This is a genomic window from Parasutterella secunda (genome assembly GCF_023336895.1).
GTDB classification, from domain to species: domain Bacteria; phylum Pseudomonadota; class Gammaproteobacteria; order Burkholderiales; family Burkholderiaceae_F; genus Aphodousia; species Aphodousia faecalis.
The window spans coordinates 476180-498589 of record NZ_JAMBLT010000001.1; the positions used below are offsets into that span (position 1 = coordinate 476180).

The 22410-nt window shown below is 50.3% G+C and carries 35 protein-coding genes; 29 read left to right on the plus strand and 6 right to left on the minus strand.

Annotation, left to right across the window (positions count from 1 at the left end; genetic code table 11):
* Positions 1-5 precede the first annotated feature (5 nt).
* The 28 genes from rplD to M3080_RS02370 all read left to right on the plus strand — a co-directional run bounded on the left by rplD (position 6) and on the right by M3080_RS02370 (position 14538).
* Positions 6-626: a 50S ribosomal protein L4 gene (gene rplD, locus M3080_RS02235; RefSeq protein ID WP_022472431.1), complete on the plus strand. Its 621-nt coding sequence runs from the start codon at positions 6-8 to the stop codon at positions 624-626.
* Positions 626-922, plus strand: coding sequence for a 50S ribosomal protein L23 (gene rplW, locus M3080_RS02240; protein WP_249091784.1), 297 nt, complete (start codon positions 626-628; stop codon positions 920-922). The genes rplD and rplW overlap by 1 nt, the downstream gene beginning before the upstream one ends.
* Entirely contained in the window at positions 922-1749 is an 828-nt protein-coding gene (rplB, locus tag M3080_RS02245; protein WP_022472429.1) for a 50S ribosomal protein L2, read from the plus strand. Before rplW ends, rplB begins: the two co-directional genes overlap by 1 nt.
* A gap of 9 nt (positions 1750-1758) precedes the next feature.
* Positions 1759-2025 carry a 30S ribosomal protein S19 gene (rpsS, locus tag M3080_RS02250; RefSeq protein WP_022472428.1) on the plus strand — a complete coding sequence of 89 codons (267 nt, stop codon included), beginning with the start codon at positions 1759-1761 and terminating at the stop codon, positions 2023-2025.
* Between the two features lie 14 nt (positions 2026-2039).
* Positions 2040-2387, plus strand: a complete 348-nt coding sequence (rplV, locus tag M3080_RS02255; protein ID WP_205050165.1) for a 50S ribosomal protein L22 — start codon at positions 2040-2042, stop codon at positions 2385-2387.
* Positions 2388-2396: 9 nt separating this feature from the next.
* Complete coding sequence (gene rpsC, locus M3080_RS02260) at positions 2397-3227, plus strand: 30S ribosomal protein S3 (protein WP_022472426.1); 831 nt, start codon at positions 2397-2399, stop codon at positions 3225-3227.
* A gap of 3 nt (positions 3228-3230) precedes the next feature.
* Entirely contained in the window at positions 3231-3647 is a 417-nt protein-coding gene (gene rplP, locus M3080_RS02265; protein WP_022472425.1) for a 50S ribosomal protein L16, read from the plus strand.
* Between the two features lie 12 nt (positions 3648-3659).
* The gene (gene rpmC, locus M3080_RS02270) at positions 3660-3854 is read left to right on the plus strand and encodes a 50S ribosomal protein L29 (RefSeq protein ID WP_022472424.1); all 195 of its coding nucleotides are present in this window, start codon (positions 3660-3662) and stop codon (positions 3852-3854) included.
* A complete protein-coding gene (rpsQ, locus tag M3080_RS02275) occupies positions 3851-4126 on the plus strand; it encodes a 30S ribosomal protein S17 (protein ID WP_022472423.1) in 276 nt (91 codons plus the stop codon). Before rpmC ends, rpsQ begins: the two co-directional genes overlap by 4 nt.
* A gap of 218 nt (positions 4127-4344) precedes the next feature.
* Positions 4345-4713, plus strand: coding sequence for a 50S ribosomal protein L14 (rplN, locus tag M3080_RS02280; protein WP_022472422.1), 369 nt, complete (start codon positions 4345-4347; stop codon positions 4711-4713).
* 11 nt (positions 4714-4724) lie between these two features.
* On the plus strand, positions 4725-5045 hold the full coding sequence (gene rplX / locus M3080_RS02285) for a 50S ribosomal protein L24 (RefSeq protein ID WP_022472421.1): 321 nt from the start codon (positions 4725-4727) through the stop codon (positions 5043-5045).
* Between the two features lie 14 nt (positions 5046-5059).
* Positions 5060-5599 carry a 50S ribosomal protein L5 gene (gene rplE, locus M3080_RS02290; RefSeq protein WP_022472420.1) on the plus strand — a complete coding sequence of 180 codons (540 nt, stop codon included), beginning with the start codon at positions 5060-5062 and terminating at the stop codon, positions 5597-5599.
* A gap of 13 nt (positions 5600-5612) precedes the next feature.
* On the plus strand, positions 5613-5918 hold the full coding sequence (rpsN, locus tag M3080_RS02295; protein ID WP_022472419.1) for a 30S ribosomal protein S14: 306 nt from the start codon (positions 5613-5615) through the stop codon (positions 5916-5918).
* Positions 5919-5932: 14 nt separating this feature from the next.
* Entirely contained in the window at positions 5933-6328 is a 396-nt protein-coding gene (rpsH, locus tag M3080_RS02300) for a 30S ribosomal protein S8 (protein ID WP_022472418.1), read from the plus strand.
* Positions 6329-6346: 18 nt separating this feature from the next.
* Entirely contained in the window at positions 6347-6880 is a 534-nt protein-coding gene (gene rplF / locus M3080_RS02305) for a 50S ribosomal protein L6 (RefSeq protein ID WP_022472417.1), read from the plus strand.
* A 17-nt stretch (positions 6881-6897) separates the two neighbouring features.
* Positions 6898-7266 carry a 50S ribosomal protein L18 gene (gene rplR, locus M3080_RS02310; protein WP_022472416.1) on the plus strand — a complete coding sequence of 123 codons (369 nt, stop codon included), beginning with the start codon at positions 6898-6900 and terminating at the stop codon, positions 7264-7266.
* 9 nt (positions 7267-7275) lie between these two features.
* Positions 7276-7797 carry a 30S ribosomal protein S5 gene (gene rpsE / locus M3080_RS02315; RefSeq protein ID WP_022472415.1) on the plus strand — a complete coding sequence of 174 codons (522 nt, stop codon included), beginning with the start codon at positions 7276-7278 and terminating at the stop codon, positions 7795-7797.
* A 20-nt stretch (positions 7798-7817) separates the two neighbouring features.
* Entirely contained in the window at positions 7818-7997 is a 180-nt protein-coding gene (gene rpmD, locus M3080_RS02320) for a 50S ribosomal protein L30 (protein WP_022472414.1), read from the plus strand.
* A gap of 13 nt (positions 7998-8010) precedes the next feature.
* Entirely contained in the window at positions 8011-8445 is a 435-nt protein-coding gene (gene rplO / locus M3080_RS02325) for a 50S ribosomal protein L15 (RefSeq protein WP_022472413.1), read from the plus strand.
* A 22-nt stretch (positions 8446-8467) separates the two neighbouring features.
* Positions 8468-9796 carry a preprotein translocase subunit SecY gene (gene secY, locus M3080_RS02330; protein WP_022472412.1) on the plus strand — a complete coding sequence of 443 codons (1329 nt, stop codon included), beginning with the start codon at positions 8468-8470 and terminating at the stop codon, positions 9794-9796.
* A gap of 226 nt (positions 9797-10022) precedes the next feature.
* A complete protein-coding gene (gene rpmJ / locus M3080_RS02335; RefSeq protein WP_008810441.1) occupies positions 10023-10136 on the plus strand; it encodes a 50S ribosomal protein L36 in 114 nt (37 codons plus the stop codon).
* 11 nt (positions 10137-10147) lie between these two features.
* On the plus strand, positions 10148-10513 hold the full coding sequence (gene rpsM / locus M3080_RS02340; protein ID WP_022472411.1) for a 30S ribosomal protein S13: 366 nt from the start codon (positions 10148-10150) through the stop codon (positions 10511-10513).
* 16 nt (positions 10514-10529) lie between these two features.
* Positions 10530-10943 (plus strand): 30S ribosomal protein S11, encoded by a 414-nt coding sequence (gene rpsK / locus M3080_RS02345; RefSeq protein ID WP_022472410.1) that lies wholly within the window; start codon positions 10530-10532, stop codon positions 10941-10943.
* 83 nt (positions 10944-11026) lie between these two features.
* Positions 11027-11662: a 30S ribosomal protein S4 gene (gene rpsD, locus M3080_RS02350; protein WP_022472409.1), complete on the plus strand. Its 636-nt coding sequence runs from the start codon at positions 11027-11029 to the stop codon at positions 11660-11662.
* Positions 11663-11835: 173 nt separating this feature from the next.
* Positions 11836-12840, plus strand: coding sequence for a DNA-directed RNA polymerase subunit alpha (locus M3080_RS02355; protein ID WP_022472408.1), 1005 nt, complete (start codon positions 11836-11838; stop codon positions 12838-12840).
* Between the two features lie 164 nt (positions 12841-13004).
* Entirely contained in the window at positions 13005-13406 is a 402-nt protein-coding gene (rplQ, locus tag M3080_RS02360; protein WP_022472219.1) for a 50S ribosomal protein L17, read from the plus strand.
* 76 nt (positions 13407-13482) lie between these two features.
* Positions 13483-14127 (plus strand): YczE/YyaS/YitT family protein, encoded by a 645-nt coding sequence (locus tag M3080_RS02365; protein WP_022472218.1) that lies wholly within the window; start codon positions 13483-13485, stop codon positions 14125-14127.
* A gap of 18 nt (positions 14128-14145) precedes the next feature.
* A complete protein-coding gene (locus M3080_RS02370) occupies positions 14146-14538 on the plus strand; it encodes an RNA-binding S4 domain-containing protein (protein ID WP_249091710.1) in 393 nt (130 codons plus the stop codon).
* A gap of 46 nt (positions 14539-14584) precedes the next feature.
* Here M3080_RS02370 and hemB read toward each other — a convergent pair whose 3' ends face one another.
* The 5 genes from hemB to lptM form a co-directional block, all read right to left on the minus strand.
* Complete coding sequence (gene hemB, locus M3080_RS02375) at positions 14585-15601, minus strand: porphobilinogen synthase (protein ID WP_249091711.1); 1017 nt, start codon at positions 15599-15601, stop codon at positions 14585-14587.
* 26 nt (positions 15602-15627) lie between these two features.
* A complete protein-coding gene (gene yihA / locus M3080_RS02380; protein ID WP_249091712.1) occupies positions 15628-16263 on the minus strand; it encodes a ribosome biogenesis GTP-binding protein YihA/YsxC in 636 nt (211 codons plus the stop codon).
* Between the two features lie 108 nt (positions 16264-16371).
* Positions 16372-18057, minus strand: a complete 1686-nt coding sequence (locus M3080_RS02385; protein WP_249091713.1) for a putative transporter — start codon at positions 18055-18057, stop codon at positions 16372-16374.
* 115 nt (positions 18058-18172) lie between these two features.
* Positions 18173-19447, minus strand: coding sequence for a diaminopimelate decarboxylase (lysA, locus tag M3080_RS02390; RefSeq protein WP_249091714.1), 1275 nt, complete (start codon positions 19445-19447; stop codon positions 18173-18175).
* Positions 19448-19456: 9 nt separating this feature from the next.
* The gene (gene lptM / locus M3080_RS02395; protein WP_249091715.1) at positions 19457-19603 is read right to left on the minus strand and encodes an LPS translocon maturation chaperone LptM; all 147 of its coding nucleotides are present in this window, start codon (positions 19601-19603) and stop codon (positions 19457-19459) included.
* Between the two features lie 25 nt (positions 19604-19628).
* Here lptM and cyaY point away from each other — a divergent pair, with 25 nt between their 5' ends.
* A complete protein-coding gene (cyaY, locus tag M3080_RS02400) occupies positions 19629-19946 on the plus strand; it encodes an iron donor protein CyaY (RefSeq protein WP_022472211.1) in 318 nt (105 codons plus the stop codon).
* A gap of 12 nt (positions 19947-19958) precedes the next feature.
* On the opposite strand, the gene M3080_RS02405 is transcribed toward cyaY, so the two are convergent.
* Positions 19959-22322: a penicillin-binding protein 1A gene (locus tag M3080_RS02405; protein ID WP_249091716.1), complete on the minus strand. Its 2364-nt coding sequence runs from the start codon at positions 22320-22322 to the stop codon at positions 19959-19961.
* Between the last annotated feature and the right edge of the window lie 88 nt (positions 22323-22410).

A 22410-nucleotide genomic window follows, 5' to 3' on the forward strand; every position in this document is an offset into this window, starting at 1 on the left:
GATCAATGGAACTGAATGTCCTGAACGAACAAGGTAATGAAACTGCCAAGTTGGCAGCTTCCGACGCCGTGTTTGGTCGTGAATACAATGAAGCTTTGGTTCACCAAATCGTGGTGGCTTACCAAGCTAACGCCCGTCAAGGTACCCGCGCTCAATTGACGCGCGCTGACGTGCATCATTCGACCAAGAAACCCTGGCGTCAAAAGGGTACGGGCCGTGCCCGCAGCGGTATGACGAGTTCTCCGGTGTGGCGTGGAGGCGGACGTGCTTTCCCGAATACCCCGAATGAAAACTTCGGTCATAAGGTTAACAAGAAGATGTTCCGTGCCGCCATGGCCGTGATCTTCTCCAAGCTTGTTGCCGATGGCCGCCTCGTGGTTGTTGACTCCATCGGAGCCGATAGCCCGAAGACAAAGGCCTTTGCTCAAAAGTTGAAGGCAATGGGTCTTGAATCCGTCATGATTATCACCAAAGAAGTTGACGAAAACCTCTATTTGGCTTCTCGCAACTTGAAGAATGTGTTCGTAGTGGAACCGCGTTATGCTGATCCGCTCTCTTTGATCTTCTACAAGAAGGTTGTGGTGACCAAAGATGCGATCGCTCAGCTTGAGGAGATGTGGGGATGATGAGCCAAGATCGTTTAATGAAGGTGCTCCTTGCTCCGGTAGTCTCCGAAAAGAGCACGATGGTTGGTGAAAAGCACGGTCAAGTTGTTTTCCGTGTTGTTCCTGATGCCACGAAGCAAGAAGTCAAGGCCGCGATCGAATTGCTCTTTAAGGTGCAGGTCGAAAGCGTTCAAATGGTCAACGTCAAGGGTAAGACGGCTCACTTTGGCCGTTTCGCCGGTAAGCACAGTGATGTGCGTAAGGCTTATGTGACCTTGAAGTCTGGTCAAGAAATTAACTTTGCAGAGGTGAAGTAATGGCTCTCGTCAAATTGAAACCGACGTCGGCCGGTCGTCGTCACGCTGTTAAGGTTGTGAGCCCCGAGTTGCACAAGGGTAAGCCTTTTGCCGCTCTTCTCGAAAAGAAGAACCGTATCGCCGGTCGCAACAACAACGGTCACATCACCTGCCGTCATAAGGGTGGTGGACATAAGAAGGCATATCGTATTATCGATTTCAAGCGTAACAAGGATGGTGTGCCCGCCCGTGTTGAACGTCTTGAATACGATCCGAACCGTTCTGCTCATATCGCTCTCGTGCTTTACGCCGATGGCGAACGTCGCTACATCATTGCTCCGAAGGGCTTGACGGTTGGCGCCGAATTGATGAATGGTCAAGAAGCTCCGATCAAAGTGGGTAACGCACTTCCGTTGCGTAACATCCCGATCGGTTCTACGATTCACTGTATCGAAATGAAGCCGGGTAAGGGTGCCCAATTGGTGCGTTCTGCCGGTTCCTTTGCTCAATTGATCGCTCGTGAAGGCGAATACGCTCAAGTGCGTTTGCGTTCTGGTGAAGTTCGTTATATTCACGTTGAATGCCGTGCCACGATCGGTATGGTTGGCAATGAAGAAAACAGTCTGCGTGAACTCGGTAAGGCCGGTGCCAAGCGTTGGCGCGGTATTCGCCCGACGGTCCGTGGCGTTGCCATGAACCCGGTGGATCACCCGCACGGTGGTGGTGAAGGTCGTACGGGTACGGGTCGCGCTCCTGTGACGCCTTGGGGTCAATTAACCAAGGGTTATCGTACACGTAATAACAAGCGCACCGATGCTATGATCGTGCAGCGCCGGAACCGTAAATAAGGGGGCCAAATGTCTCGTTCGTTAAAGAAAGGCCCGTTTGTTGATGGGCACTTGATGAAGAAAGTCGAAGCTGCTCAAGCCAGCCGTGACAAGCGTCCGTTGAAGACCTGGTCTCGTCGTTCGACGATTCTTCCTGAGTTCATCGGTTTGACGATTGCCGTCCACAACGGTCGTCAACACGTCCCGGTGTACATTAATGAAAATATGGTCGGCCACAAGTTGGGCGAATTCGCTATGACCCGTACGTTCAAGGGTCACGCGTCCGACAAGAAATAACTAGTAGGAGTTAGATAATGGAAACCTCTGCTATTGTTCGTGGCGTTCGTCTTTCGGCTCAAAAGGGCCGTTTAGTCGCCGACCTCGTCCGCGGCAAGCCCGTGGATAAGGCTTTGAATATTCTTACGTTCACGCAAAAGAAAGCCGCTGTGATTATCAAGAAGGCTCTCGAAAGCGCTATTGCCAACGCTGAACACAATGACGGCGCTGACATTGACGAATTGCGCGTGACGAAGATCCATGTGGAAAAGGCCAAGACGCTGCGCCGTTTCGGTGCCCGCGCCAAGGGTCGTGGTACTCGCATCAACAAGCAAACGTGCCACATCTACGTGTCCGTTGGTGACGCTAACGCTAAGAAGTAAAGGTGAAATATGGGACAGAAAATTAATCCCACCGGCTTCCGTCTCCCCGTGACGCGTGACTGGACCTCGCGTTGGTATGCGGAAGGCCGCAACTTTGCCCGCACCTTGGGTGAAGATTTGAAGGTTCGCTCCTTCTTGCAAAAGAAGTTGCGCAACGCCTCTGTGAGCCGTATTTTGATCGAACGTCCTGCTAAGAACGCTCGCATCACGATCTACTCCGCTCGTCCGGGTGTGGTGATCGGCAAGCAAGGCCAAGACATCGAAGTCTTGAAGAACGAAGTTCAAAAGATGATGGGCGTGCCCGTGCATGTCAACATCGAAGAAGTTCGTCGTCCTGAACTCGATGCTCAATTGATCGCTGACAGCATCACGCAACAATTGGAAAAGCGTGTGATGTTCCGTCGTGCCATGAAGCGTGCTATGCAAAACGCCATGCGTTTGGGCGCTCAAGGTATCAAGATCATGTCTGCCGGTCGTTTAAACGGTGCTGAAATTGCTCGTACGGAATGGTACCGTGAAGGCCGTGTGCCTCTTCACACGTTGCGCGCCAATATCGATTACGGTTTCTCTGAAGCCAATACGACTTATGGTGTGATTGGTGTGAAGGTTTGGGTCTACAAGGGCGATAACTTCGGTGAAGAAGCCCAGGCTCAAGAAAAGACTGAACGTGAAGATCGTCGTTCTCGTCGTCCCGCCGGCGAACGTGCAGCTAAGCCTGCTCGTCGTGCTCGCAAGACTGCAGAGAAGACGGAAGCCGCAGCAGCTGACGGCGAAAAGGCTGAAAAGAAGCCCGCTCGTCGCGCAAAGAAGGCTGTTGCTGCTGCTAAAGACGGAGAATAAGCGATGTTGCAACCTAATCGACGCAAATACCGCAAGGACCAAAAGGGCCGTAACTATGGTCTCGCCACCCGTGGCGCCAATGTGTCCTTCGGTCAATTTGGTCTGAAGACGCTCGAACGCGGTCGTCTGACGGCTCGTCAAATCGAAGCTGCTCGTCGTGCCATCACCCGCCATATTAAGCGTGGTGGCCGCGTGTGGATTCGCGTGTTCCCGGACAAGCCCATTTCTGAAAAACCTGCCGAAGTCCGTATGGGTAACGGTAAGGGTAATCCGGAATACTGGGTGGCCTTAGTGCAACCGGGCCGTGTGCTTTATGAAATGGACGGGGTTGACGAACAATTGGCTCGCGAAGCTTTCGCTCTCGCAGCTGCCAAGTTGCCTGTCAAAACCACGTTTGTTGTCCGCCAAATCGGCATGTAAGGAGAGACGGCAATGAACGCAAAAGAATTGCGCGCCATGGATGAGGCTGCGCTGAAGAAGGAACTGGCTGACTTGATGCAAGCGCACTTTAAACTGCGCATGCAACACGGCACTCAACAACTTCAAAACCCGAATCAGTTGCGCACGACGCGTCGTGATATCGCGCGCGTTCGCACGATTCTCGCTCAAAAGGCGGCCTCGAAATGACACAAGAAACTCAAAAGACTACGTTAACACGTACGTTGGTCGGCAAAGTTGTCAGCAACAAGATGCAAAAGACCGTGACCGTTCTCGTTGAACGTAAGGTTAAGCATCCGTTGTACGGCAAGTTTGTGTTGGTCTCTAAGAAGTATCACGCTCACTGCGAGTCCAACGATTTGACCGAAGGTGATACGGTTGAAATCTCTGAAACCCGTCCCATCTCCAAGACGAAGGCTTGGACGGTGACGAAGGTTATCAAGAAGGCCGAAATCATCTAATAAAATTGGCCTTGCAAGTTTTCTAATTCTTAGATATACTTGCGGCTTCGTGGTTGAGGTTGACCTCGTGTCAGCCTCAACCGTATTCGTCAAGGGCGATTGTCTTGTCTAGCAACCTGCAGATAGCAGGCGATCTGCGAAATAAGATGAACGTTCTTCCTCCCAATAACGGGACCAATACTATCCGCATAGCGGAATAAGTTGGGAAATAGGTAATCATGATTCAGATGCAAAGCAAACTGGACGTGGCCGATAACACGGGCGCTCGTTCAGTGATGTGTATCAAGGTGTTAGGCGGCTCCAAGCGCCGCTACGCTAACATCGGTGATGTCATCAAGGTGACGGTTAAAGAAGCCGCTCCGCGTGGTCGCGTCAAGAAGGGCGAAGTCTACAACGCTGTTGTGGTTCGCACCGCCAAGGGCGTGCGCCGTGCTGACGGTTCTTCCATCTCTTTTGACGGCAATGCCGCTGTGTTGCTTAATTCTAAGTTAGAGCCCATCGGAACTCGTATCTTCGGACCGGTTACGCGCGAATTGCGTACGGAACAATTCATGAAGATTGTTTCCTTGGCTCCGGAAGTTTTGTAAGGAGACGCGCGATGCAACGCATCCGTAAAGGTGACGAAGTTATCGTTATCACCGGCCGAGACAAGGGCAAGCGCGGTACCGTGCTCTCCCGAGTCGACGATCGTCACGTGACGGTCGAAGGCATCAATGTTGTCAAGAAGCATACTCGCCCGAACCCGATGACGGGTGCTACCGGCGGTATCGTCAACAAAGTTATGCCGATCGATCAATCGAACGTCATGCTCGTGAATCCGGCCACAGGTAAGGGCGAACGTGTTGGCTTCAAAGAAGTCGACGGCAAGAAGGTTCGCGTGTTTAAGAGCGACGGCAGCATTGTCGGCGCTAAGGCTTAATAGAGGGTAAATCGATGTCTCGTTTCCAAACTCTCTACCGTGAAGCCATTGTGCCCGAATTGATCAAGAAGTTCGGCTACAAGACCACGATGCAAGTTCCTCGTATCACGAAGATCACGTTGAACATGGGTGTCGGCGAAGCGGTTAACGATAAAAAGTTGATCGACAACGCTGTTGCCGATCTCACCAAGATTGCCGGTCAAAAGCCGGTTGTTACCAAGACCCGTAAGGCCATTGCTAACTTTAAGATCCGTGAAAATATGCCGATCGGTTGCATGGTGACTTTGCGTGGCGAACGCATGTACGATTTCTTGGACCGTTTGATCACGATCGCTTTCCCGCGTGTTCGTGACTTCCGTGGTGTCTCTGGTCGCTCTTTTGACGGCCGCGGCAACTACAACATCGGTCTTAAAGAACAAATCATTTTCCCTGAAATCGAGTACGACAAGATCGACAAGATTCGTGGGATGAATATTTCTATTACGACGACTGCGAAAACCGACGAAGAAGCTAAGGCTCTACTCGCCGCTTTCCGCTTTCCGTTCCGCAATTAATCGAGGTGGTGAATTGGCTAAACTCGCACTGATTAACCGTGACTTGAAGCGCGCCCGTACGGTCGCTAAGTTCGCGGAAAAGCGCGCCGCTTTGAAAGCGGTTATTAATGACGCCACCCGTTCTATCGAAGAACGTATGGAAGCTCGTCAACAATTGCAATTGTTGCCTCGCGACGCCAATCCGTGCCGCTTGCGCAATCGTTGCGGTTTGACGGGTCGTCCCCGTGGTACGTTCCGCAAGTTCGGCTTGGCTCGTACCAAGATTCGTGAAGCCGCTATGCGCGGCGATATTCCCGGCCTTGTCAAGGCTAGCTGGTAAGCGAGGAGATTATCATGAGCATGAGTGATCCGATCGCCGATATGTTGACCCGCATCCGCAATGGTCAAACTGTCGACAAGACGGAAGTGGTGATGCCCTCCTCGAAGTTGAAGGTGGCTATCGCTCAAGTCTTGAAGGATGAAGGATACATTGATGGTTTTAGCGTTGTTGATAACAACGGTAAGGCTGAATTACACGTCGGTTTGAAGTACTACGCCGGTCGTCCCGTGATTGAACGCTTAGAACGCGTTTCTCGTCCGGGTTTGCGTGTGTACAAGAACCACCAAACGATTCCGCAAGTGATGAACGGTTTGGGTATCGCGATTGTTTCCACGCCGAAGGGTGTGATGACCGATCGTAAGGCCCGCGCAGCCGGCATCGGTGGCGAAGTCATTTGCTACGTGGCTTAATAGGCGAGGAGGATAAGAATGTCGCGAATCGCTAAAGAAGCCGTGATCATCACCAAGGGCGTTGATTGCAAGATCGACAATGGTGTGATCTCTATGAAGGGCCCGAAGGGTGAATTGAGCTTGAAGCTCAACCCTCTGGTGACCATTAAGCAAGACGGTGATCATTTGCACTTTGAAGCTGTTGACAGCAGCCGTGAAGCCAACGCTGCTTCCGGTACGATCCGTGCATTGGTCAACGACATGAACAAGGGTGTCAGCGTCGGTTTCGAAAAGAAGTTGACGTTGGTTGGTGTGGGCTTCCGTGCTCAAGCCAGCGGTGACACGTTGAATTTATCGCTCGGCTTTAGTCACCCTGTGGTGCACAAGTTGCCCGCTGGTGTGAAGGCTGAAACCCCGAGTCAAACGGAAATTGTGATCAAGGGCGCTGATAAGCAGAAAGTCGGTCAAACCGCTGCTGTTATCCGTGGCTATCGTCCGCCGGAACCCTATAAGGGCAAGGGCGTTCGTTATGCCGACGAAGTCGTTGTGATCAAGGAAACTAAGAAGAAGTAAGCGGGGCGGAGACAAAAATGATCGATAAAAAAGCAAATCGTCTACGTCGTGCACGTGCCACACGTGCCCGCATCAAGTTGCAAAAGGTGGATCGTTTGACGGTTCATCGTACCAACTTGCACATTTACGCCAGCATCATCAGCGCTGATGGTGGTCGCGTGTTGGTGTCTGCCTCCACGCTCGAACCTGAAGTTCGCGCTCAGTTGGCAAATGAACAAGGCCGTGGCGGCAACGTCAAGGCTGCTAAGTTGATTGGTACACGTTTGGCCGAGAAGGCAAAAGCCGCCGGCATCGAAACGTGCGCTTTCGACCGTTCTGGTTACCGTTTTCATGGCCGCATCGCTGCGCTGGCTCAAGCCGCGCGTGAAGCTGGCTTGAAGTTCTAAGAGGGACTTATGGCTAAGGCTCAAGGAAAGAATGCGGCTGTCGACGCTATCGACGACGGCATGCGTGAAAATATGATTGCGGTCAACCGCGTTACCAAGGTTGTGAAGGGTGGCCGCATTATGGCTTTTGCCGCTCTCACTGTTGTTGGTGATGGCGACGGCCGTATTGGTATGGGTACGGGTAAGAGCCGTGAAGTTCCGGCTGCCGTTCAAAAGGCTATGGAACACGCTCGCCACAACATGGTTCGTATTCCGTTGAACAACGGTACGATTTACCACGCTGTGGAAGCTCATCATGGTGCTGCCCGCGTTATGTTGCTTCCCGCCACTGAAGGTACCGGTATCATCGCCGGTGGCCCGATGCGCGCTGTGTTTGATGCTATGGGCGTTCGCAATATTGTTGCCAAGGCTCACGGCTCCACGAATCCGTACAACATGGTTCGTGCAACGTTGAAGGCGCTCGAAGCTCTTCGTTCTCCGTCTGAAATTGCTGCCAAGCGCGGTAAGACAGTCGAAGAAATTTTGGCTTAATCGCTTAGGAGAGATTCGAAATGGCTAAGAAGACCATTAAAGTTACGTTGATCAAGAGCCCGATCGGCACGAAGGCCGATCACCGTGCTACGTTGCGTGGCTTGGGCTTGTCTAAGATGAACCAAACACGTGAACTCGAAGACACGCCTGCCGTGCGCGGTATGATCACGAAGGTTGCCTACTTGGTTCGTGCCGAGTAATTAGGGGTAGATGATGCAATTAAATACTTTGCAACCCGCTGTGGGTTCTAAGAGCGCTCGTCACCGCGTTGGTCGTGGTGTGGGTTCCGGTTGGGGCAAGACGGCCGGTCGTGGCCACAAGGGTCAAAAGTCCCGCGCCGGTGGCTTCCACAAGGTGGGCTTCGAAGGCGGTCAAATGCCGCTGCATCGTCGCTTGCCGAAGCGTGGTTTCACGTCTTTGACGCGTCGTTTCTGCGAAGAAGTTCGCTTGAACGAACTCCAAGGTTTGTCTGTGGAAGAAATTGATTTGGCTGTCTTGAAGGCTGCCAACATCGTTTCTGCTCGCGCTTTGTCCGCTCGCGTGATCCAATCCGGGGAAATTTCCCGTAAGGTCGTGTTGCGCGGCTTGAGCGCCACAAAGGGTGCCAAGGCTGCTATTGAAGCTGCCGGCGGCTCTGTGGAAGAGTAACTCGCTTTTTAGGAAGAACAACGTGGCGACCAGCCCTAGTTCCAATCAAGCAAGCGGCCCGAAGTACGGCGATTTGAAGCGCCGTATCATCTTCCTGCTGCTTGCTCTAGTCGTTTACCGCATCGGCGCTCACGTGCCGGTGCCGGGTATCGATCCCGACATGCTTTCCCGTTTGTTCCAGGAACAACAGGGAGGCATTCTCGGGCTGTTCAACATGTTCTCTGGTGGCGCTTTATCGCGCTTCTCAGTGTTTGCCTTGGGGATCATGCCGTACATCTCTGCATCCATTATTATGCAGATGCTGTCCTATGTGCTCCCCTCGCTTGAAAGTTTGCGTAAAGAAGGCGAATCTGGACGCCGTAAGATCACTCAATACACGCGCTATGGCACGTTGTTGTTGGGTGTATTCCAAGCGTTTGGTATCGCTGTCGCACTCGAAAGCCAAGCAGGCCTCGTGTTGGATCCGGGCTTTATGTTCAGATTCACATGTATCGTTTCCTTGGTGACGGGTACGATGTTTTTGATGTGGCTCGGTGAACAAATCACCGAACGCGGTTTGGGGAACGGTATCTCCATCATCATCTTCGCTGGTATCGTTGCCGGATTGCCCTCTGCAATCTCCGGTTTGTTCCAGTTGGTGAGCACGGGTGCTATCAGTCCCTTGTCTTCGATTTTTGTGATCGCCATTGTTGCGTTGGTGACGGCTTTTGTGGTCTTCATCGAACGCGGTCAACGTCGTATCACGGTGAACTATGCTAAGCGTCAGGTCGGCAATCGTCTCTATGGCGGTCAAACGTCCTACTTGCCTTTGAAGATGAATATGTCGGGTGTTATTCCTCCGATTTTTGCTTCTTCATTGATTTTGTTCCCGGCGACTTTGGCTGGTTGGTTTACAAGCGGAGACTCTACCCGTTGGATTCGTGACTTGGCTGCGGCCTTGTCACCTGGTCAACCGCTGTACACATTGCTTTACGCTGCAATGATTGTTTTCTTTGCCTATTTCTACACGGCTTTGGTTTTCAATCCGCGTGAAACGGCAGAGAATTTGAAAAAGAGTGGTGCGTTCGTCCCTGGTATTCGCCCCGGTGAACAAACGTCTCGCTACATCGATAAAGTGTTGTTGCGTTTGACGCTTGGCGGTGCGATTTACTTGGTGTTTGTCTGCTTGGTGCCGGAATTCTTGAACATGCGTTTCAACGTTCCGTTCTACTTCGGCGGTACATCGTTGTTGATCGTTGTGGTCGTGACGATGGACTTCATGAGCCAGGTTCAGGCATACATGATGTCGCAACAGTATGAGAATTTGCTCAAGAAGACTAACTTCAAGGGCTTTGGTTCTGCCGGAATGTAATTTCCGGTTGGACAAATGAATGAGTCCGCTCAAGGCCATACTTCACGCCTTGAGGGCACGCAGAATGAGGAGGAGAGCGATCTTCTCCCGATTCTGTCTCAGAAAAGTGAACTCTGGTGCACTACGTCAGGGTAAAACTTGAAGAGTCGGGAAAAAGAGAGTATCCTCTCGAACTTCCTGTCGTGTGGACAGCAATGATCCGTGTAAAACACGGTTGGAGATAACAATGAAGGTTAACGCTTCGGTCAAAAAAATGTGCCGCAAGTGCAAGATCATTAAGCGCAAAGGCGTTGTCCGTGTGATCTGCTCTGATCCGCGTCACAAACAGCGTCAAGGCTAAAGAGGTAAAAGATGGCTCGTATTGCCGGTATTAACATTCCGCCGAACCAACATGCCGAAATCGGTTTGACTGCCATTTATGGTATCGGCCGTTCTCGCGCTCGCGACATTTTGTCTAAAGTTGGCGTGGAATACACCAAGAAAATCAAGGATCTCGACGACGCTGAACTCGAACGCATCCGTGATGCGATCAGTCAGTACACCATTGAAGGTGACTTGCGTCGTGAAGTTCAACTCTCGATTAAGCGCCTCATCGACTTAGGCACTTATCGTGGTATGCGTCATCGTCGCGGCCTGCCCGTGCGTGGCCAACGTACTCGTACGAATGCTCGTACGCGTAAGGGCCCGAAGAAGGTTGGCGTCGCGCTTAAGAAGTAAACATTAAAGGATAACAATGGCTGGCAAAACTCCTAGCAGTCAGCAAGTTGCTCAGCAACGTGCTCGCAAGAAGGTGAAGAAGGTCGTTACGGAAGGGATCGCGCACGTTCACGCTTCCTTCAACAACACGATCATCACGATCACCGACCGCCAAGGCAACGCGATTGCCGCGTCGTCTTCTGGCGCACAAGGTTTTAAGGGCTCTCGTAAATCCACTCCGTTCGCCGCACAAGTTGCAGCCGAACATGCTGGTCGTATTGCTCTTGAATATGGTTTGAAGAATGTCGAAGTTCGCATCATGGGTCCTGGCCCCGGCCGTGAATCCAGCGTGCGTGCGCTCAATGCGCTTGGCATTCGTGTGACGTCGATTCAAGACGTGACCCCCATTCCTCACAATGGTGTGCGTCCGTCCAAGCGTCGTCGCGTCTAACTACTTTTTCTAATCCCGCGTCTGTTTATGAGGATAGACAGACTGAATGTGACTGTGATCACAGGATAAGAGAGGCATTTTAAATGGCACGATATACCGGTCCCAAACTCAAGCTCGCGCGCCGCGAGGGTTGTGACCTTAATTTGAAGAGCGCGCGCCGTTCCTTGTCGAGCAAAGTCGGCAAGGGTACCGATACGATCACCAAACCGGGCCAGCACGGTAAAACTTCCGGTGCTCGTCAATCGGGTTACGCCGCCCAATTGCGTGAAAAGCAAAAGGTGCGTCGCATGTATGGTGTTCTCGAACGCCAATTCCGTCGTTACTTCGCCGAAGCCCAACGTGAACAGGGCCATACCGGTGAAGTGCTTCTCGACTTGCTCGAAAGCCGTTTGGACAACGTTGTTTATCGCATGGGTTTCGGTTCTACCCGTGCTGAAGCTCGCCAATTGGTGAGCCACTGCGCCGTTTTGGTCAATGGTAACAAGGTGAATATTCCTTCTTACCGTGTCAAACCCGGTGATGTTATCTCTATTCGCGAAAAGTCCCAAAAGCAAGCCCGTATTACGGAAGCTTTGGAACTGGCTGCTCAAGTCGGTTTCCCGTCTTGGGTTTCTGTTGACGCGAAGAAGTTCGAAGGCACGTTTAAGGCCCTTCCGGCCCGCGACGAAATTTGTCAAGACGTTGACGAATCCTTGGTCGTCGAATTCTATTCTCGTTAATAGTCAGTCGGACGGCACATTCGGTGTAGTGCGCGCGAATGTGTCGATCCTGCTAAAATTCGTGCGATCGGTCCTGTTGGGGCGCCGATCGCATTTCATCTACATAGCCCCAGACCATCCATCAGCCTTATCGGTGTAACGAGCCGAGGGTATTGAAAAGGACAGTCTACAAAATGGCCAATACTACTTTGTTGAAGCCGACCACCATTGAAGCTGTGGTTGACGAAAACAATCCTAATCTTGCAGTTATCACCCTTGAACCTTTTGAACGTGGCTACGGTCATACGTTGGGTAATGCACTTCGCCGTATTTTGCTCGCTAGCATGGTCGGCTATGCTCCCACGGAAGCTCAAATTGCGGGTGTTGTTCATGAATACTCCCAAATTGATGGCGTTCTCGAAGATGTCGTTGATATCCTCTTGAACTTAAAGGGAGTGGTTTTCAAGCTTGAAGGTCGCGACGAAGTGACCTTGACGCTTCGCAAGAGCACCGAAGGTGTTGTGACGGCTGCTGATTTTGATTTGCCCCATGACGTGACCGTTATCAATCCGGATCATGTTATTGCTCACTTGGCTGCCAATGGTAAGTTGGATATGCAAGTGAAGGTGGAAAAGGGTCGCGGTTACCAACCTGGTGATATGCGTGCCTTCCGTGATGACTATTCCAAGACCACAATCGGTCGTATCATCATGGATGCCTCCTTTAGCCCGATCCGCCGTGTCGCCTATGAAGTGAGCGCAGCTCGTGTGGCTCAACGCACTGACCTTGATAAACTCGTCATGACGATCGAAACCAACGGTGCTATTGAACCGGAAGAAGCTTTGCGCGAAGCCGTTTACATCTTGCAAGACCAATTGACGGTCTTCGGTTCCATCAAGAGCGAACAAGCCGGTAAGGTCGCTCAGGAAGAAGATGTTAACAACCCGCCGCCGCTTGATCCGATTCTCATGCGTCCGGTTGATGACCTCGAGTTGACGGTTCGTTCTGCCAACTGCTTGAAGGGTGAACAAGTCTTCTATATTGGTGACTTGATTCAACGCACTGAAAACGAATTGCTCAAGACGCCGAATCTTGGCCGCAAGTCCTTGAATGAAATCAAGGAAGTGTTGGCTGCTCACGGTTTGACCTTGGGCATGAAGTTGGAAAACTGGCCTCCCGCCGGTCTTGACCAACACTAATTTTGGCATCACTTGCCAAATGAAGGACGAGAGAATAAAATCTCGTCCTTCGGGTCTTCTTTGATCCGTATATACCCGCCCGCCGAGATGTCTCGGATAGAAGAAGATGGGAAAGAGCTCCGTCAATGGAGCTGAAAGACTAACTTTTATAGGAAAAAATAAAAATGCGTCACCGTCATGGTTTACGTAAGCTGAATCGTACCAGCGCCCACCGTTTGGCTATGCTCCGCAACATGATGAATTCTTTGTTGCGTCACGAAGCCATCAAGACCACGTTGCCCAAGGCTAAAGAATTGCGTCGCGTCGTTGAACCGATGATCACGCTCGCTAAGGTTGACACGGTTGCTAACCGCCGTTTGGCTTTCGCTCGTTTGCGCGATCGCGAAATGGTTACGAAGCTCTTTACCGTTCTCGGCCCGCGCTTTGCAGCTCGCAACGGCGGTTATACCCGCATCTTGAAGATGGGTTTCCGCGTTGGCGATAACGCCCCGATGGCTTACATGGAATTGGTTGAAAAGACCGCCCCGGTTGTAGAAGCCACCGAAGAAGCTAAGAAAGCTGAATAATTTGAACGCTAAACGTTCAGGTTAATGGAAGGGGAGTTCGCTGTAGAACTTCCCTTTTTTCGTTCTCACCTCTCAAATGAAACTGAATTTACCTCCTGCTTTAGGCAATGTTGGGCAACTTCTGCTCGGTATTGTTTTCATGTCGTTTGGAATCTGTTTAATTTCAGCCGTACACCTTGGTACAACGCCAATTAGCAGTCTGCCTTGGGCACTCTCTAAAATCAGCGGCTTAACATTTGGAACGACTACCTTTTTATGCAATATTGTTTTTCTGTGCATCCAAATTCTTTTGCTGCGTAAAGAATTTTCGAAACTGAATTTTTTACAAATTCCATTGGTTTTTCTGTTTAGCTTATGTACTGACTTTTGGATGTGGTTTTTGTCCGGTATCCATTCCGATAGCTATTGGTTGTTACTCTTGTTGTCGCTTGTCGGTAATGCATTTTTGGCTTTGGGCGTTGCTTTTGAAATTCGGTCAAAAAGTATTCCTCTGCCGGGTGAGGGTCTCGTGATTGCAGTATCAGTGGTCAGTCGTCAGCCTTTTTACCGCATTAAAATCGGCAATGATGTCACGATGGTCGTTTTAGCCGCGATTCTTGGATGGTTCTTCCTTAATGAAATTTATGGAATTCGCGAAGGTACTGTGATATCGGCTTTTTTGGTTGGTATCCTCGTGAAATTTATTTCTAAATTCCTTGATCGGATTTGGCCCATAAAATAATTTTGTTTAGACATGGATATGACAGAACTCACAAGTGAAAGAATTGACAAATGGCTGTGGGCCGCACGATTTTTCAAAACGAGAAGTTTGGCGCAGGAAGCCGTCGAGCTAGGGCGGGTAAAGCTCAATGGTGAACGCATTAAACCCGCTAAAGAAGTCAAACTGTCAGATAAGTTGGAAATTCATCGCGGAGAGGATGTTTTCGAGGTGTTGGTGGCCGGTTTCAGTCTACAAAGAGGACCGGCTTCAGTTGCCCGAGAGCTTTATATGGAGACCGAAGAAGGACAGCGTCGACGTGAGGAGCGAGCGGCGCTTCGTAAATTGGCTGTTGAACCCGCTTTGGACAGAACCTCCAAAGGACGACCTACGAAGCGCGAGGGGCGCGAATTAAGACGCTTGAGAGGCTATTAAAATAATGCCGCCTGGAAATTTCAGGCGGCATTGTTAAAAGGTCGTTTTAGAGACTAACCGGTGTGTCTTTGAGCCAACGAGCGACATCCAATGCACAATACGTGAGGATACCGTCGGCGCCGGCGCGCTTAAAGCACATCATGGTTTCAAGCGTGAACTTCTTTTCATCGATATAGCCTGCAGCGGCTGCGGCTTTCAAAAGGGCATATTCGCCGCTGACGTGATAGGCAAAAGTCGGCGCTTGGAATTCATCCTTGACACGACGCAGAACATCTAAGTAGGGTAGGCCCGGTTTGACCATAACCATGTCGGCACCCTCTTCCAAATCTAAACCCACTTCCCAGAGAGCTTCATCGCTGTTGGCAGGATCCATTTGGTAGACCGCTTTATTGCTCTTACCAAGGTTGGCAGCAGAGCCTACGGCATCACGGAAGGGGCCATAGAAAGCACTGGCATATTTAGCCGAATAAGCCATGATACGGGTATGGATGAAACCCTCTTTATCCAAAGCTTCGCGGATAACGCCGATGCGACCGTCCATCATGTCACTAGGAGCTACTACGTCAGCGCCTGCTCGGGCTTGAGCAAGCGATTGCTGAACGAGCATTTCAATGGTTTCGTCATTGAGAATATAGCCCGTTTCGTCAATTAAACCGTCTTGGCCGTGGGTTGTGTAGGGGTCAAGTGCTACGTCACACATAACTCCCAATTGCGGGAATTTTTCCTTGAGCATACGAACGACTCTTGGAATCAAACCGTCAGGATTGGCGGCTTCGCGGCCATCGGGTGTTTTCAGATGATCTTCGATTGCCGGGAAAAGAGCGATCATAGGAATGCCCAGATCAACCATTTCCTGAGCCACTTTGCAAAGTTCATCAGGCGTCATTCGTTCGACTCCCGGCATGGTCGGAACGGCTTGGCGACGGCCTTCACCTTCCATGACAAAAACCGGCAAAATCAAATCTGAAGCCGTCAGCGTGTTTTCGCGCATTAAGCGGCGAGAGAATTCATCATGACGCATGCGACGCATACGCTTTTGAGGATAATGACCTAAGACGTGCATTTATCAGTGTCCTATTAAAAATAACGTCAGGCGGAAAGTTCTTCGCGACGAATCCAACGCAAAAGTGTTTCGCGCAATTCGTCAACACCTTCCCGTTTCAAACCTGAAAAAAGCTGAACAGAAACATGGGGTCCGATTTCTGCTGCGCGGGCTCTTACTTTGTATAGTGTTTCTTTTTTTGCCTGGTTGTTGAGCTGATCACTTTTATTGAGTAAAAAGTGCATCCTAACCGGGCGGGTATTTAAAAAATCAATAACCCATTCATCGGTGGGCATAAAAGGACGTCGGGCATCCATGACAACCACGATACCAGTGAGCGTATCCCGAGAGGCTAAATAACCGCCAATTAATTCCGACCAGGTCTTTCGTGTACCTTCGGCGGCTTTGGCAAAGCCGTAGCCGGGTAGGTCCACAAGCGAGGCAACGCGTTGTCGGTGACCGTGTTCGTCTTTTTTACTGAGATCAAAAAAATTGATCAGTTGTGTGCGTCCTGGAGTCTTTGAGGCAAAAGCCAGACGTCCCTGACGTGTCAGAACGTTAATGGTGGTCGATTTCCCCGCATTAGAGCGTCCGGCAAAGGCAATCTCCGGAACGTCTCCGACGGGCAAGCCTTGAAGCTGAGAGACAGAAAGGCGAAATCGGGCGCTATCGAATAAACTCAAAACGTGTTCCTCGTAATTTTTATTGGGTTGACATATTAGATCGCCAATCTTATGCGTAGTTTAAGTTTTGGGCAAATAAAACCCGAAGCTAAACTTCGGGTTTTAGACTCAGGCAACGCTGACAAAGGACCACATGATCAGTAAGACGAGCTGTCCGGTCAAAATTCTCAAAAACATAGCCAAGGGGTAAACCGTTGAGTAGGCAACAGCAGAAGAGTTTTTCTCTGACAATGTGGCTGCGTAGGCAAGGGTGGGCGGATCAGTCGTTGCACCTGCCATTAAACCCACAATGCTATGGTAGTTGATGTGAAAAAAGTGTCTGGCAATACAGCCCACTGTTAAAAGCGGAATGATTGTCACCAACAGACCTAAAACAACATAAAGAGGGCCGTTACCAACTAAAAGCGCGTCCACAAAATTTTCACCGGCAGCCAGTCCCACGCTGGCAAGGAAAAGAGAAATGCCTAATTCGCGTAGCATTAGGTTGGCCGAAGAAGTCGTATAAGTGACCAGACGGAATAAAGAACCGAACCGCCCAAACAAAATCGCAATAATAAGCGGACCGCCCGCTAAGCCAAGTTTTAACGGAACGGGCATACCGGGGATGACAATTGGAAGAGAGCCAAAGAGAATGCCCACGGCAATGCCAATGAAGATAGCAATCAGATTGGGGTGTTCCAATCGCTTGATCTTATTGCCTAAACGATCTTCCAATCGTTTGATGGAATTGACTGGGCCTACGCAATACAGTTCATCGCCCATTTGAATATGCAGATTTTGATACGGGAAAAGCTGCATACCTGCTCGATAAACGCGGGTGATATTGACTCCGTCAGAATGACTTAAATGCAAATCGGCAACGGTCAGTCCGTTTATTTCCGTACGAGTAACCGATAGGCGTTTGCTGGTGATGGGGGAGTGCTCCGTTGCCAGATCTGCCTTTTTATCTTCTTCGCCGAAAAACGCCACAATGGCGTCCTTATTTTCTTCCCCGGAGACGATGCGCACAACGTCGCCCACATGAACCAGAGATTCAGAACTGGGGCTGGAAATAACTCCGTCATGCAAAATGCGTGAACAGATAAACGGACGAGCAATAAAGGCGCGGATGTCTCCAATGCTTCGACCTTCTAGCGCCCGGTTTGTGACGCACACGTGAAAGAAAATAGAAACGTGGTTGGAGGCTTTTTCTTCCGCTTCCCAATGCTGGTCTTCTTCCTTCATGTCAATTTTGAAGATAAAACGGAGGGCAATGGCGGTACCGATGATACTCACCACACCAAGCGGGTAGGCACACGCATAAGCCACCGCAATGTCTTCACCTTGGTAATTGAGTTGAGCAAGGGCCTCTTGGGTGGCACCCAAACCCGGCGTGTTTGTGACGGCACCGTAATGAACTCCGAGCATCTGAGCCAGGGAAAGCGTGTCAGAGAAGCAAAAGTAAAGGACAATCGTAACGATGACGCTTAAAACGACTGCGAGCACCATCAGTCCGTTTAAAACGATTCCTCCACTTTTAAAGGATGAAAAGAAAGACGGCCCCACTTGCAAACCGATAAAAAAGACAAAGAGAATGAGTCCGAAGTCACGAATAAAACCCAGAACAGTGGGATCGACCTTCATGCCGAGATAGTTGAGCAAAAGGCCTGTAAATAAAACAAAGGTAACACCGAGAGAGACCCCGAAAATTTTTATTTTGCCCAGCGCCATTCCCAACGCAATAACGATGGAATAGGCTAGCAAAATATGAGCGATCGAATTCGGGGTGGAAAATAATGCAATAAGCCAATCCATGGTGGTAAATCAGCTATTAATACAAAAAAGCTGCAAAGCAATTTACCACTGATGAACTAGCTCGTATATAGAAAAAATCCCTAATTTCTCAATAAGTTAAAAGACTTAAGGCAGATTAGATATCGGCAGGGACGATTTCGTTTGTCCAAAGATCTTCCAAGGAATCCCGTCTGCGAATTAATTGCGATGTTTTGCCACTAACCAGGACTTCAGCGGGCAGTCTTCTGGAGTTATAACGCGAAGCCATACTCATGCCATAGGCGCCTGCCATTGTTACGGCTAAAAGTTCTCCGGCTTGAGCGGGCAGGACGCGGTCTCTGGCGAGCCAGTCGCTGGATTCACAAACCGGTCCTACAACATCAAAGAGTACTTCGGGACAATCACTCTGGCGGATGGGCAACACCGGCATCCAAGCGGCATAAAGAGCCGGACGAATCAGATCGTTCATGCCGGCATCGGTAATCAGAAAGTGTTTAACCGGCGTTGTCTTGACATATTGCACAGAACACAAAAGAAGACCGGCAGCCGCGACAATGGAACGGCCCGGCTCCATGACGATTCTCAAGTGATCAAAACCGCTTTGGGTCAATCGGCTTTTTAAACCGAGAACAAGATTTTCAATGGGTTCGACTGTTTCATCCCGATAACAGACGCCGACGCCGCCCCCGAAATCAATGTCTTTTAGTTCAATTCCGGCGGCACGAAGCTTCTTTAGTAAATCCAATAGCCTGTCGCAGGCATCAAAATACGGCTCAAAAGAGGTCAGTTGAGAGCCGATATGACAGTCTATTCCGGCAAGTTCAACAGATTCACAAACAGCGGCTCGTTTCAATAAGCCGAAGGCACTGTAAAAATCAACGCCAAACTTATTGGTCTTTAATCCCGTGGAAATATAGGGGTGAGTGTGCGCGTCAACATCCGGGTTAACTCGGAAATAAACCCGAGGTCTGCAATGCATCTGAGCGGCAATTTTTGCCAGGCGTTCAAATTCCGGTTCACTTTCAATGTTGAAAACCCCAACCCCAGCGGACAACGCCACTCGAATTTCTTCCTCAGTTTTTCCCACTCCGCTAAAAACGATTTTTTTAGGATCAGCTCCGATCTGCAGAACTCTAGCCAATTCTCCCAGAGAGACAATGTCAAATCCCCATCCTCTCTTTTGAAGAATTTTCAGAATGGCCAGGTTGGAATTCGCCTTGACGGCGTAACACAACTTGTGGGCTATATTGCAGAAAGCCGTCTCATACTTTTGCGTAGCCTCTTCAATGGTTTGACGTGAGTAGACGTACAAAGGCGTGCCGTATTGGCTAGCCAAGTCACAGAGCGCCACCTCCTCACAGTATAGTGACGAGGCGCGGTAGGAAAAATGAGCGGACGGCAGAGAACCCATGGTACTTGACTATTCAGGTACGTTGAGGGGATCGGCTTCGATATCCGAAACCGATTCCTGCGGAGCCTGTCCGCGGTCGGGTAAATAAAGATCACCTTTAATGCCGCAGGCCGTCAAAAGAACGGCGGCAGCCAAAATCGCTAAAATCTGTCTCATGTTTTGCATGTATTAACGGTTAAAAATGACGGAAACGGAGTTTATCGAACTCGCAGAGTCAACTTTACAACGAATCCAATCGGCTGTCGAAGCGGTCGATGACGATTTAGACGTTGATCGTCAGGGTAATGTTTTGACCATAGAATTTGATGACGGCTTTCAAATTGTCATCAATAGTCAGACACCGACTCAACAGTTGTGGCTTGCAAGCGTAAAAGGTGGCCATCACTACGAACGAAATGCCGGAGAGTGGCTTGACACTTGCACCAGACGAAGCATTTTTAAAGATCTGTCCTCGCTATTGACGCAAAAGCTCGGCCGAGCGGTCGAGCTTATCGCGTAAGACGGTTATACGTTAGAAAATCTGATCACGGATGGTTTCTGTGATCGGATCGACTTCGCCCGGAGTGCTTGTTTCTCCAAGTCCTAGGGTTTGGACTGTATCGCCAACCTGATCCGCATAGAAGGGCTGACCGTTGATTTCGGCGACGTCAGCCGGTTGAGGTCGGTAGTATTCTGGCGCATTCTTTAAAACGGCCTTCATGTAATTGACCCACACAGGCAAGACAAGTCCAGCACCGTAAGCATTGGCGCCAAGCGATTTCGGTTGGTCGTAACCCATCCAACCCACCGCGGTGATTTCACCGGCGTAGCCCGCGAACCACGCGTCAAGAGCATCGTTGGTCGTACCGGTTTTAACCCCCATGTCTTCACGCTTTAAGGCGTTTCCGGCACGGCGACCCGTTCCGCGAACGGCCACACCGTGCAACAAAGAATTCATCACGTAAGCGTTTCTAGCATCAATGGTGCGCGGTGCACCGTCACCAACCTTGGCATTGTGCGCCTGCATGAGTACGTTGCCTTCGGAGTCGGTTACTTTTTCAATCAAGTAGGGTTGCACTAAATAACCACCGTTGGCGAAAACGGAGTAGCCGGCTACCATTTCCCAGGGCGTAACGGAGCCAACCCCCAAAGCCAAGGTCAGAAGCGGCGGATGGTTCTTCGGGTCAAAGCCAAACCGAGAAATGTATTGCTGGGCGTAATAAGGATCAATGGCCTGGACGATTCTAATCGAGACCAAGTTCTTGGAACGGGCGATTGCATCGGCCAGTGTCATCGGACCGTCGTATTTACGATCATCATTTCTTGGTTCCCACAGTTTGCCGCCGGTTAAACGCGGATCAATGGAAAGCGGAGCATCATTGATGATCGTGGCTGGAGTAAAGCCCTTATCGAGAGCCGCAGAATAGATAAAGGGTTTGAAACTCGAACCCGGTTGACGCCAAGCTTGAGTGACGTGATTGAATTGATTGATCTTAAAGTCAAATCCACCCACCAGTGAATAAATGGCACCGGTATTAAAGTTAGCCGAAATAAAGGCGCTTTCTACAGCAGGAATTTGTCCCAAAGACCATTTGCCTTTGTTGTCCTGAGTGACACGCACCACGGCTCCGACTCGCAATTCTTTTTCCTTGTAGCGGCCTTTAAGCGTTTTACCCTTTTGAGCGATAAAGCGTTGGGCAAAGGCAAAGCCCTTAGCATCCAAAGAGACCGTTTCACCGTTATAGAGTTGAACAGTCATCAATTTTGGTGTTAATTGCGTGACTACCCCCGGCAAAAGGTTGGAGCTGGATATCACCTTTGATAAGGCCATTCGGATATTAGCTTCACGCGTGTCTTCATGGGAAATATCGGCATAGCCTTCCACACCGCGATAACCGTAGCGACGATCGTACTCAATCATGTTCTGTCGAACGGTGTTGCTGGCAATTAATTGATCGCGGCTTCTGATGGTCGTGTAGACATTGATGCCTTGATCATAAATGGTGTCCTTGAAATAAGGTAGCATCAGCATGCGCGCAAGTTCAGCAATGTAGCCGGCGTGCAGCTCCTGAGTTTGCAGTTGCGTTTTTTGCTGTTCGGCGGTGCTTTGACGAACTTCAATCGGCTGAGCTATGGCCGAAGCATAGGTGATCTCATCAATGTAGCCCAGATTGAACATTCGTCCCAAAACATAGTTGCGGCGCATCGTAGCACGGCGCATATTCACCAACGGGTTATAAGCACTCGGCGCAACGGGCAGACCGGCCAAGACGGCGGCTTCCGAAATGGAAAGATCCCGGAGATCTTTTCCAAAGTAGGTTTTTGCGGCACTGCCGAACCCGTAGGAGCGGTGACCTAAGAAGATCTGGTTGGCATAGACCTCAAAAATCTTGTCTTTGGAGAGATTTTGTTCAATTTTGAAAGCTAAGGCTACTTCGTAAAGCTTGCGGGTGTAGCTTCTTTCAGAACTCAAGAAAAAGTTTCTTGCTACCTGCATCGTGATGGTGCTGCCACCTTGTCCGCGACGGCCAGTGATGAGGTTGGCGAGCGCGGCGCGTGCAATTCCCATGAATTCAATGCCGGAGTGCTCATAAAAACCATTATCTTCAGCAGCAAGGATTGCCAACTTGACGTGCCGGGGAATTTCGTCAAACGGGACGTAATCACGGCGTTCTTCACCAAATTCGCCGATTAGATCACCGTCGGCGGTGTAAATGCGCAGGGGCACTTTGGGACGATACTGTGTTAATGCGTCAATGGGCGGCAGTTGATAGTAGACAACAGAAAAGACAACAAGTCCCATGCCAATAGCCGCTCCTGCACCGCAGAAACCGGAGATGGCCAGCCACTTCAACGCTTTTTTGAACCAAGATTTTTGAGTTTTATTTGTCTTCATATCAGTCAGAATTCGGGACAGTTGGGCCAAGGAGAAAAAATGAAAAGGGGGAATAAATAAACCGATCTTGAACCAGCAACCGAACGGA

Excerpts from the sequence above, each read along its gene's own strand:
- rplW (WP_249091784.1), top strand. The coding sequence starts at position 626 with ATGAGCCAAGATCGTTTAATGAAGGTGCTCCTTGCTCCGGTAGTCTCC.
- rplN (WP_022472422.1), top strand. The coding sequence starts at position 4,345 with ATGATTCAGATGCAAAGCAAACTGGACGTGGCCGATAACACGGGCGCT.
- M3080_RS02385 (WP_249091713.1), bottom strand. The coding sequence starts at position 18,057 with ATGGATTGGCTTATTGCATTATTTTCCACCCCGAATTCGATCGCTCAT.
- rplE (WP_022472420.1), top strand. The coding sequence starts at position 5,060 with ATGTCTCGTTTCCAAACTCTCTACCGTGAAGCCATTGTGCCCGAATTG.
- M3080_RS02405 (WP_249091716.1), bottom strand. The coding sequence starts at position 22,322 with ATGAAGACAAATAAAACTCAAAAATCTTGGTTCAAAAAAGCGTTGAAG.
- M3080_RS02365 (WP_022472218.1), top strand. The coding sequence starts at position 13,483 with ATGAAACTGAATTTACCTCCTGCTTTAGGCAATGTTGGGCAACTTCTG.
- rpmJ (WP_008810441.1), top strand. The coding sequence starts at position 10,023 with ATGAAGGTTAACGCTTCGGTCAAAAAAATGTGCCGCAAGTGCAAGATC.
- rpmD (WP_022472414.1), top strand. The coding sequence starts at position 7,818 with ATGGCTAAGAAGACCATTAAAGTTACGTTGATCAAGAGCCCGATCGGC.
- M3080_RS02370 (WP_249091710.1), top strand. The coding sequence starts at position 14,146 with ATGACAGAACTCACAAGTGAAAGAATTGACAAATGGCTGTGGGCCGCA.
- rpsS (WP_022472428.1), top strand. The coding sequence starts at position 1,759 with ATGTCTCGTTCGTTAAAGAAAGGCCCGTTTGTTGATGGGCACTTGATG.
- rplF (WP_022472417.1), top strand. The coding sequence starts at position 6,347 with ATGTCGCGAATCGCTAAAGAAGCCGTGATCATCACCAAGGGCGTTGAT.
- lysA (WP_249091714.1), bottom strand. The coding sequence starts at position 19,447 with ATGGGTTCTCTGCCGTCCGCTCATTTTTCCTACCGCGCCTCGTCACTA.
- rplQ (WP_022472219.1), top strand. The coding sequence starts at position 13,005 with ATGCGTCACCGTCATGGTTTACGTAAGCTGAATCGTACCAGCGCCCAC.
- rplD (WP_022472431.1), top strand. The coding sequence starts at position 6 with ATGGAACTGAATGTCCTGAACGAACAAGGTAATGAAACTGCCAAGTTG.
- rplO (WP_022472413.1), top strand. The coding sequence starts at position 8,011 with ATGCAATTAAATACTTTGCAACCCGCTGTGGGTTCTAAGAGCGCTCGT.
- rplP (WP_022472425.1), top strand. The coding sequence starts at position 3,231 with ATGTTGCAACCTAATCGACGCAAATACCGCAAGGACCAAAAGGGCCGT.
- rpsC (WP_022472426.1), top strand. The coding sequence starts at position 2,397 with ATGGGACAGAAAATTAATCCCACCGGCTTCCGTCTCCCCGTGACGCGT.
- rplB (WP_022472429.1), top strand. The coding sequence starts at position 922 with ATGGCTCTCGTCAAATTGAAACCGACGTCGGCCGGTCGTCGTCACGCT.
- rpmC (WP_022472424.1), top strand. The coding sequence starts at position 3,660 with ATGAACGCAAAAGAATTGCGCGCCATGGATGAGGCTGCGCTGAAGAAG.
- rpsK (WP_022472410.1), top strand. The coding sequence starts at position 10,530 with ATGGCTGGCAAAACTCCTAGCAGTCAGCAAGTTGCTCAGCAACGTGCT.
- rplX (WP_022472421.1), top strand. The coding sequence starts at position 4,725 with ATGCAACGCATCCGTAAAGGTGACGAAGTTATCGTTATCACCGGCCGA.
- rpsH (WP_022472418.1), top strand. The coding sequence starts at position 5,933 with ATGAGCATGAGTGATCCGATCGCCGATATGTTGACCCGCATCCGCAAT.
- rplR (WP_022472416.1), top strand. The coding sequence starts at position 6,898 with ATGATCGATAAAAAAGCAAATCGTCTACGTCGTGCACGTGCCACACGT.
- cyaY (WP_022472211.1), top strand. The coding sequence starts at position 19,629 with ATGACGGAAACGGAGTTTATCGAACTCGCAGAGTCAACTTTACAACGA.
- M3080_RS02355 (WP_022472408.1), top strand. The coding sequence starts at position 11,836 with ATGGCCAATACTACTTTGTTGAAGCCGACCACCATTGAAGCTGTGGTT.
- rpsM (WP_022472411.1), top strand. The coding sequence starts at position 10,148 with ATGGCTCGTATTGCCGGTATTAACATTCCGCCGAACCAACATGCCGAA.
- rpsD (WP_022472409.1), top strand. The coding sequence starts at position 11,027 with ATGGCACGATATACCGGTCCCAAACTCAAGCTCGCGCGCCGCGAGGGT.
- lptM (WP_249091715.1), bottom strand. The coding sequence starts at position 19,603 with ATGAGACAGATTTTAGCGATTTTGGCTGCCGCCGTTCTTTTGACGGCC.
- rpsE (WP_022472415.1), top strand. The coding sequence starts at position 7,276 with ATGGCTAAGGCTCAAGGAAAGAATGCGGCTGTCGACGCTATCGACGAC.
- hemB (WP_249091711.1), bottom strand. The coding sequence starts at position 15,601 with ATGCACGTCTTAGGTCATTATCCTCAAAAGCGTATGCGTCGCATGCGT.
- rpsQ (WP_022472423.1), top strand. The coding sequence starts at position 3,851 with ATGACACAAGAAACTCAAAAGACTACGTTAACACGTACGTTGGTCGGC.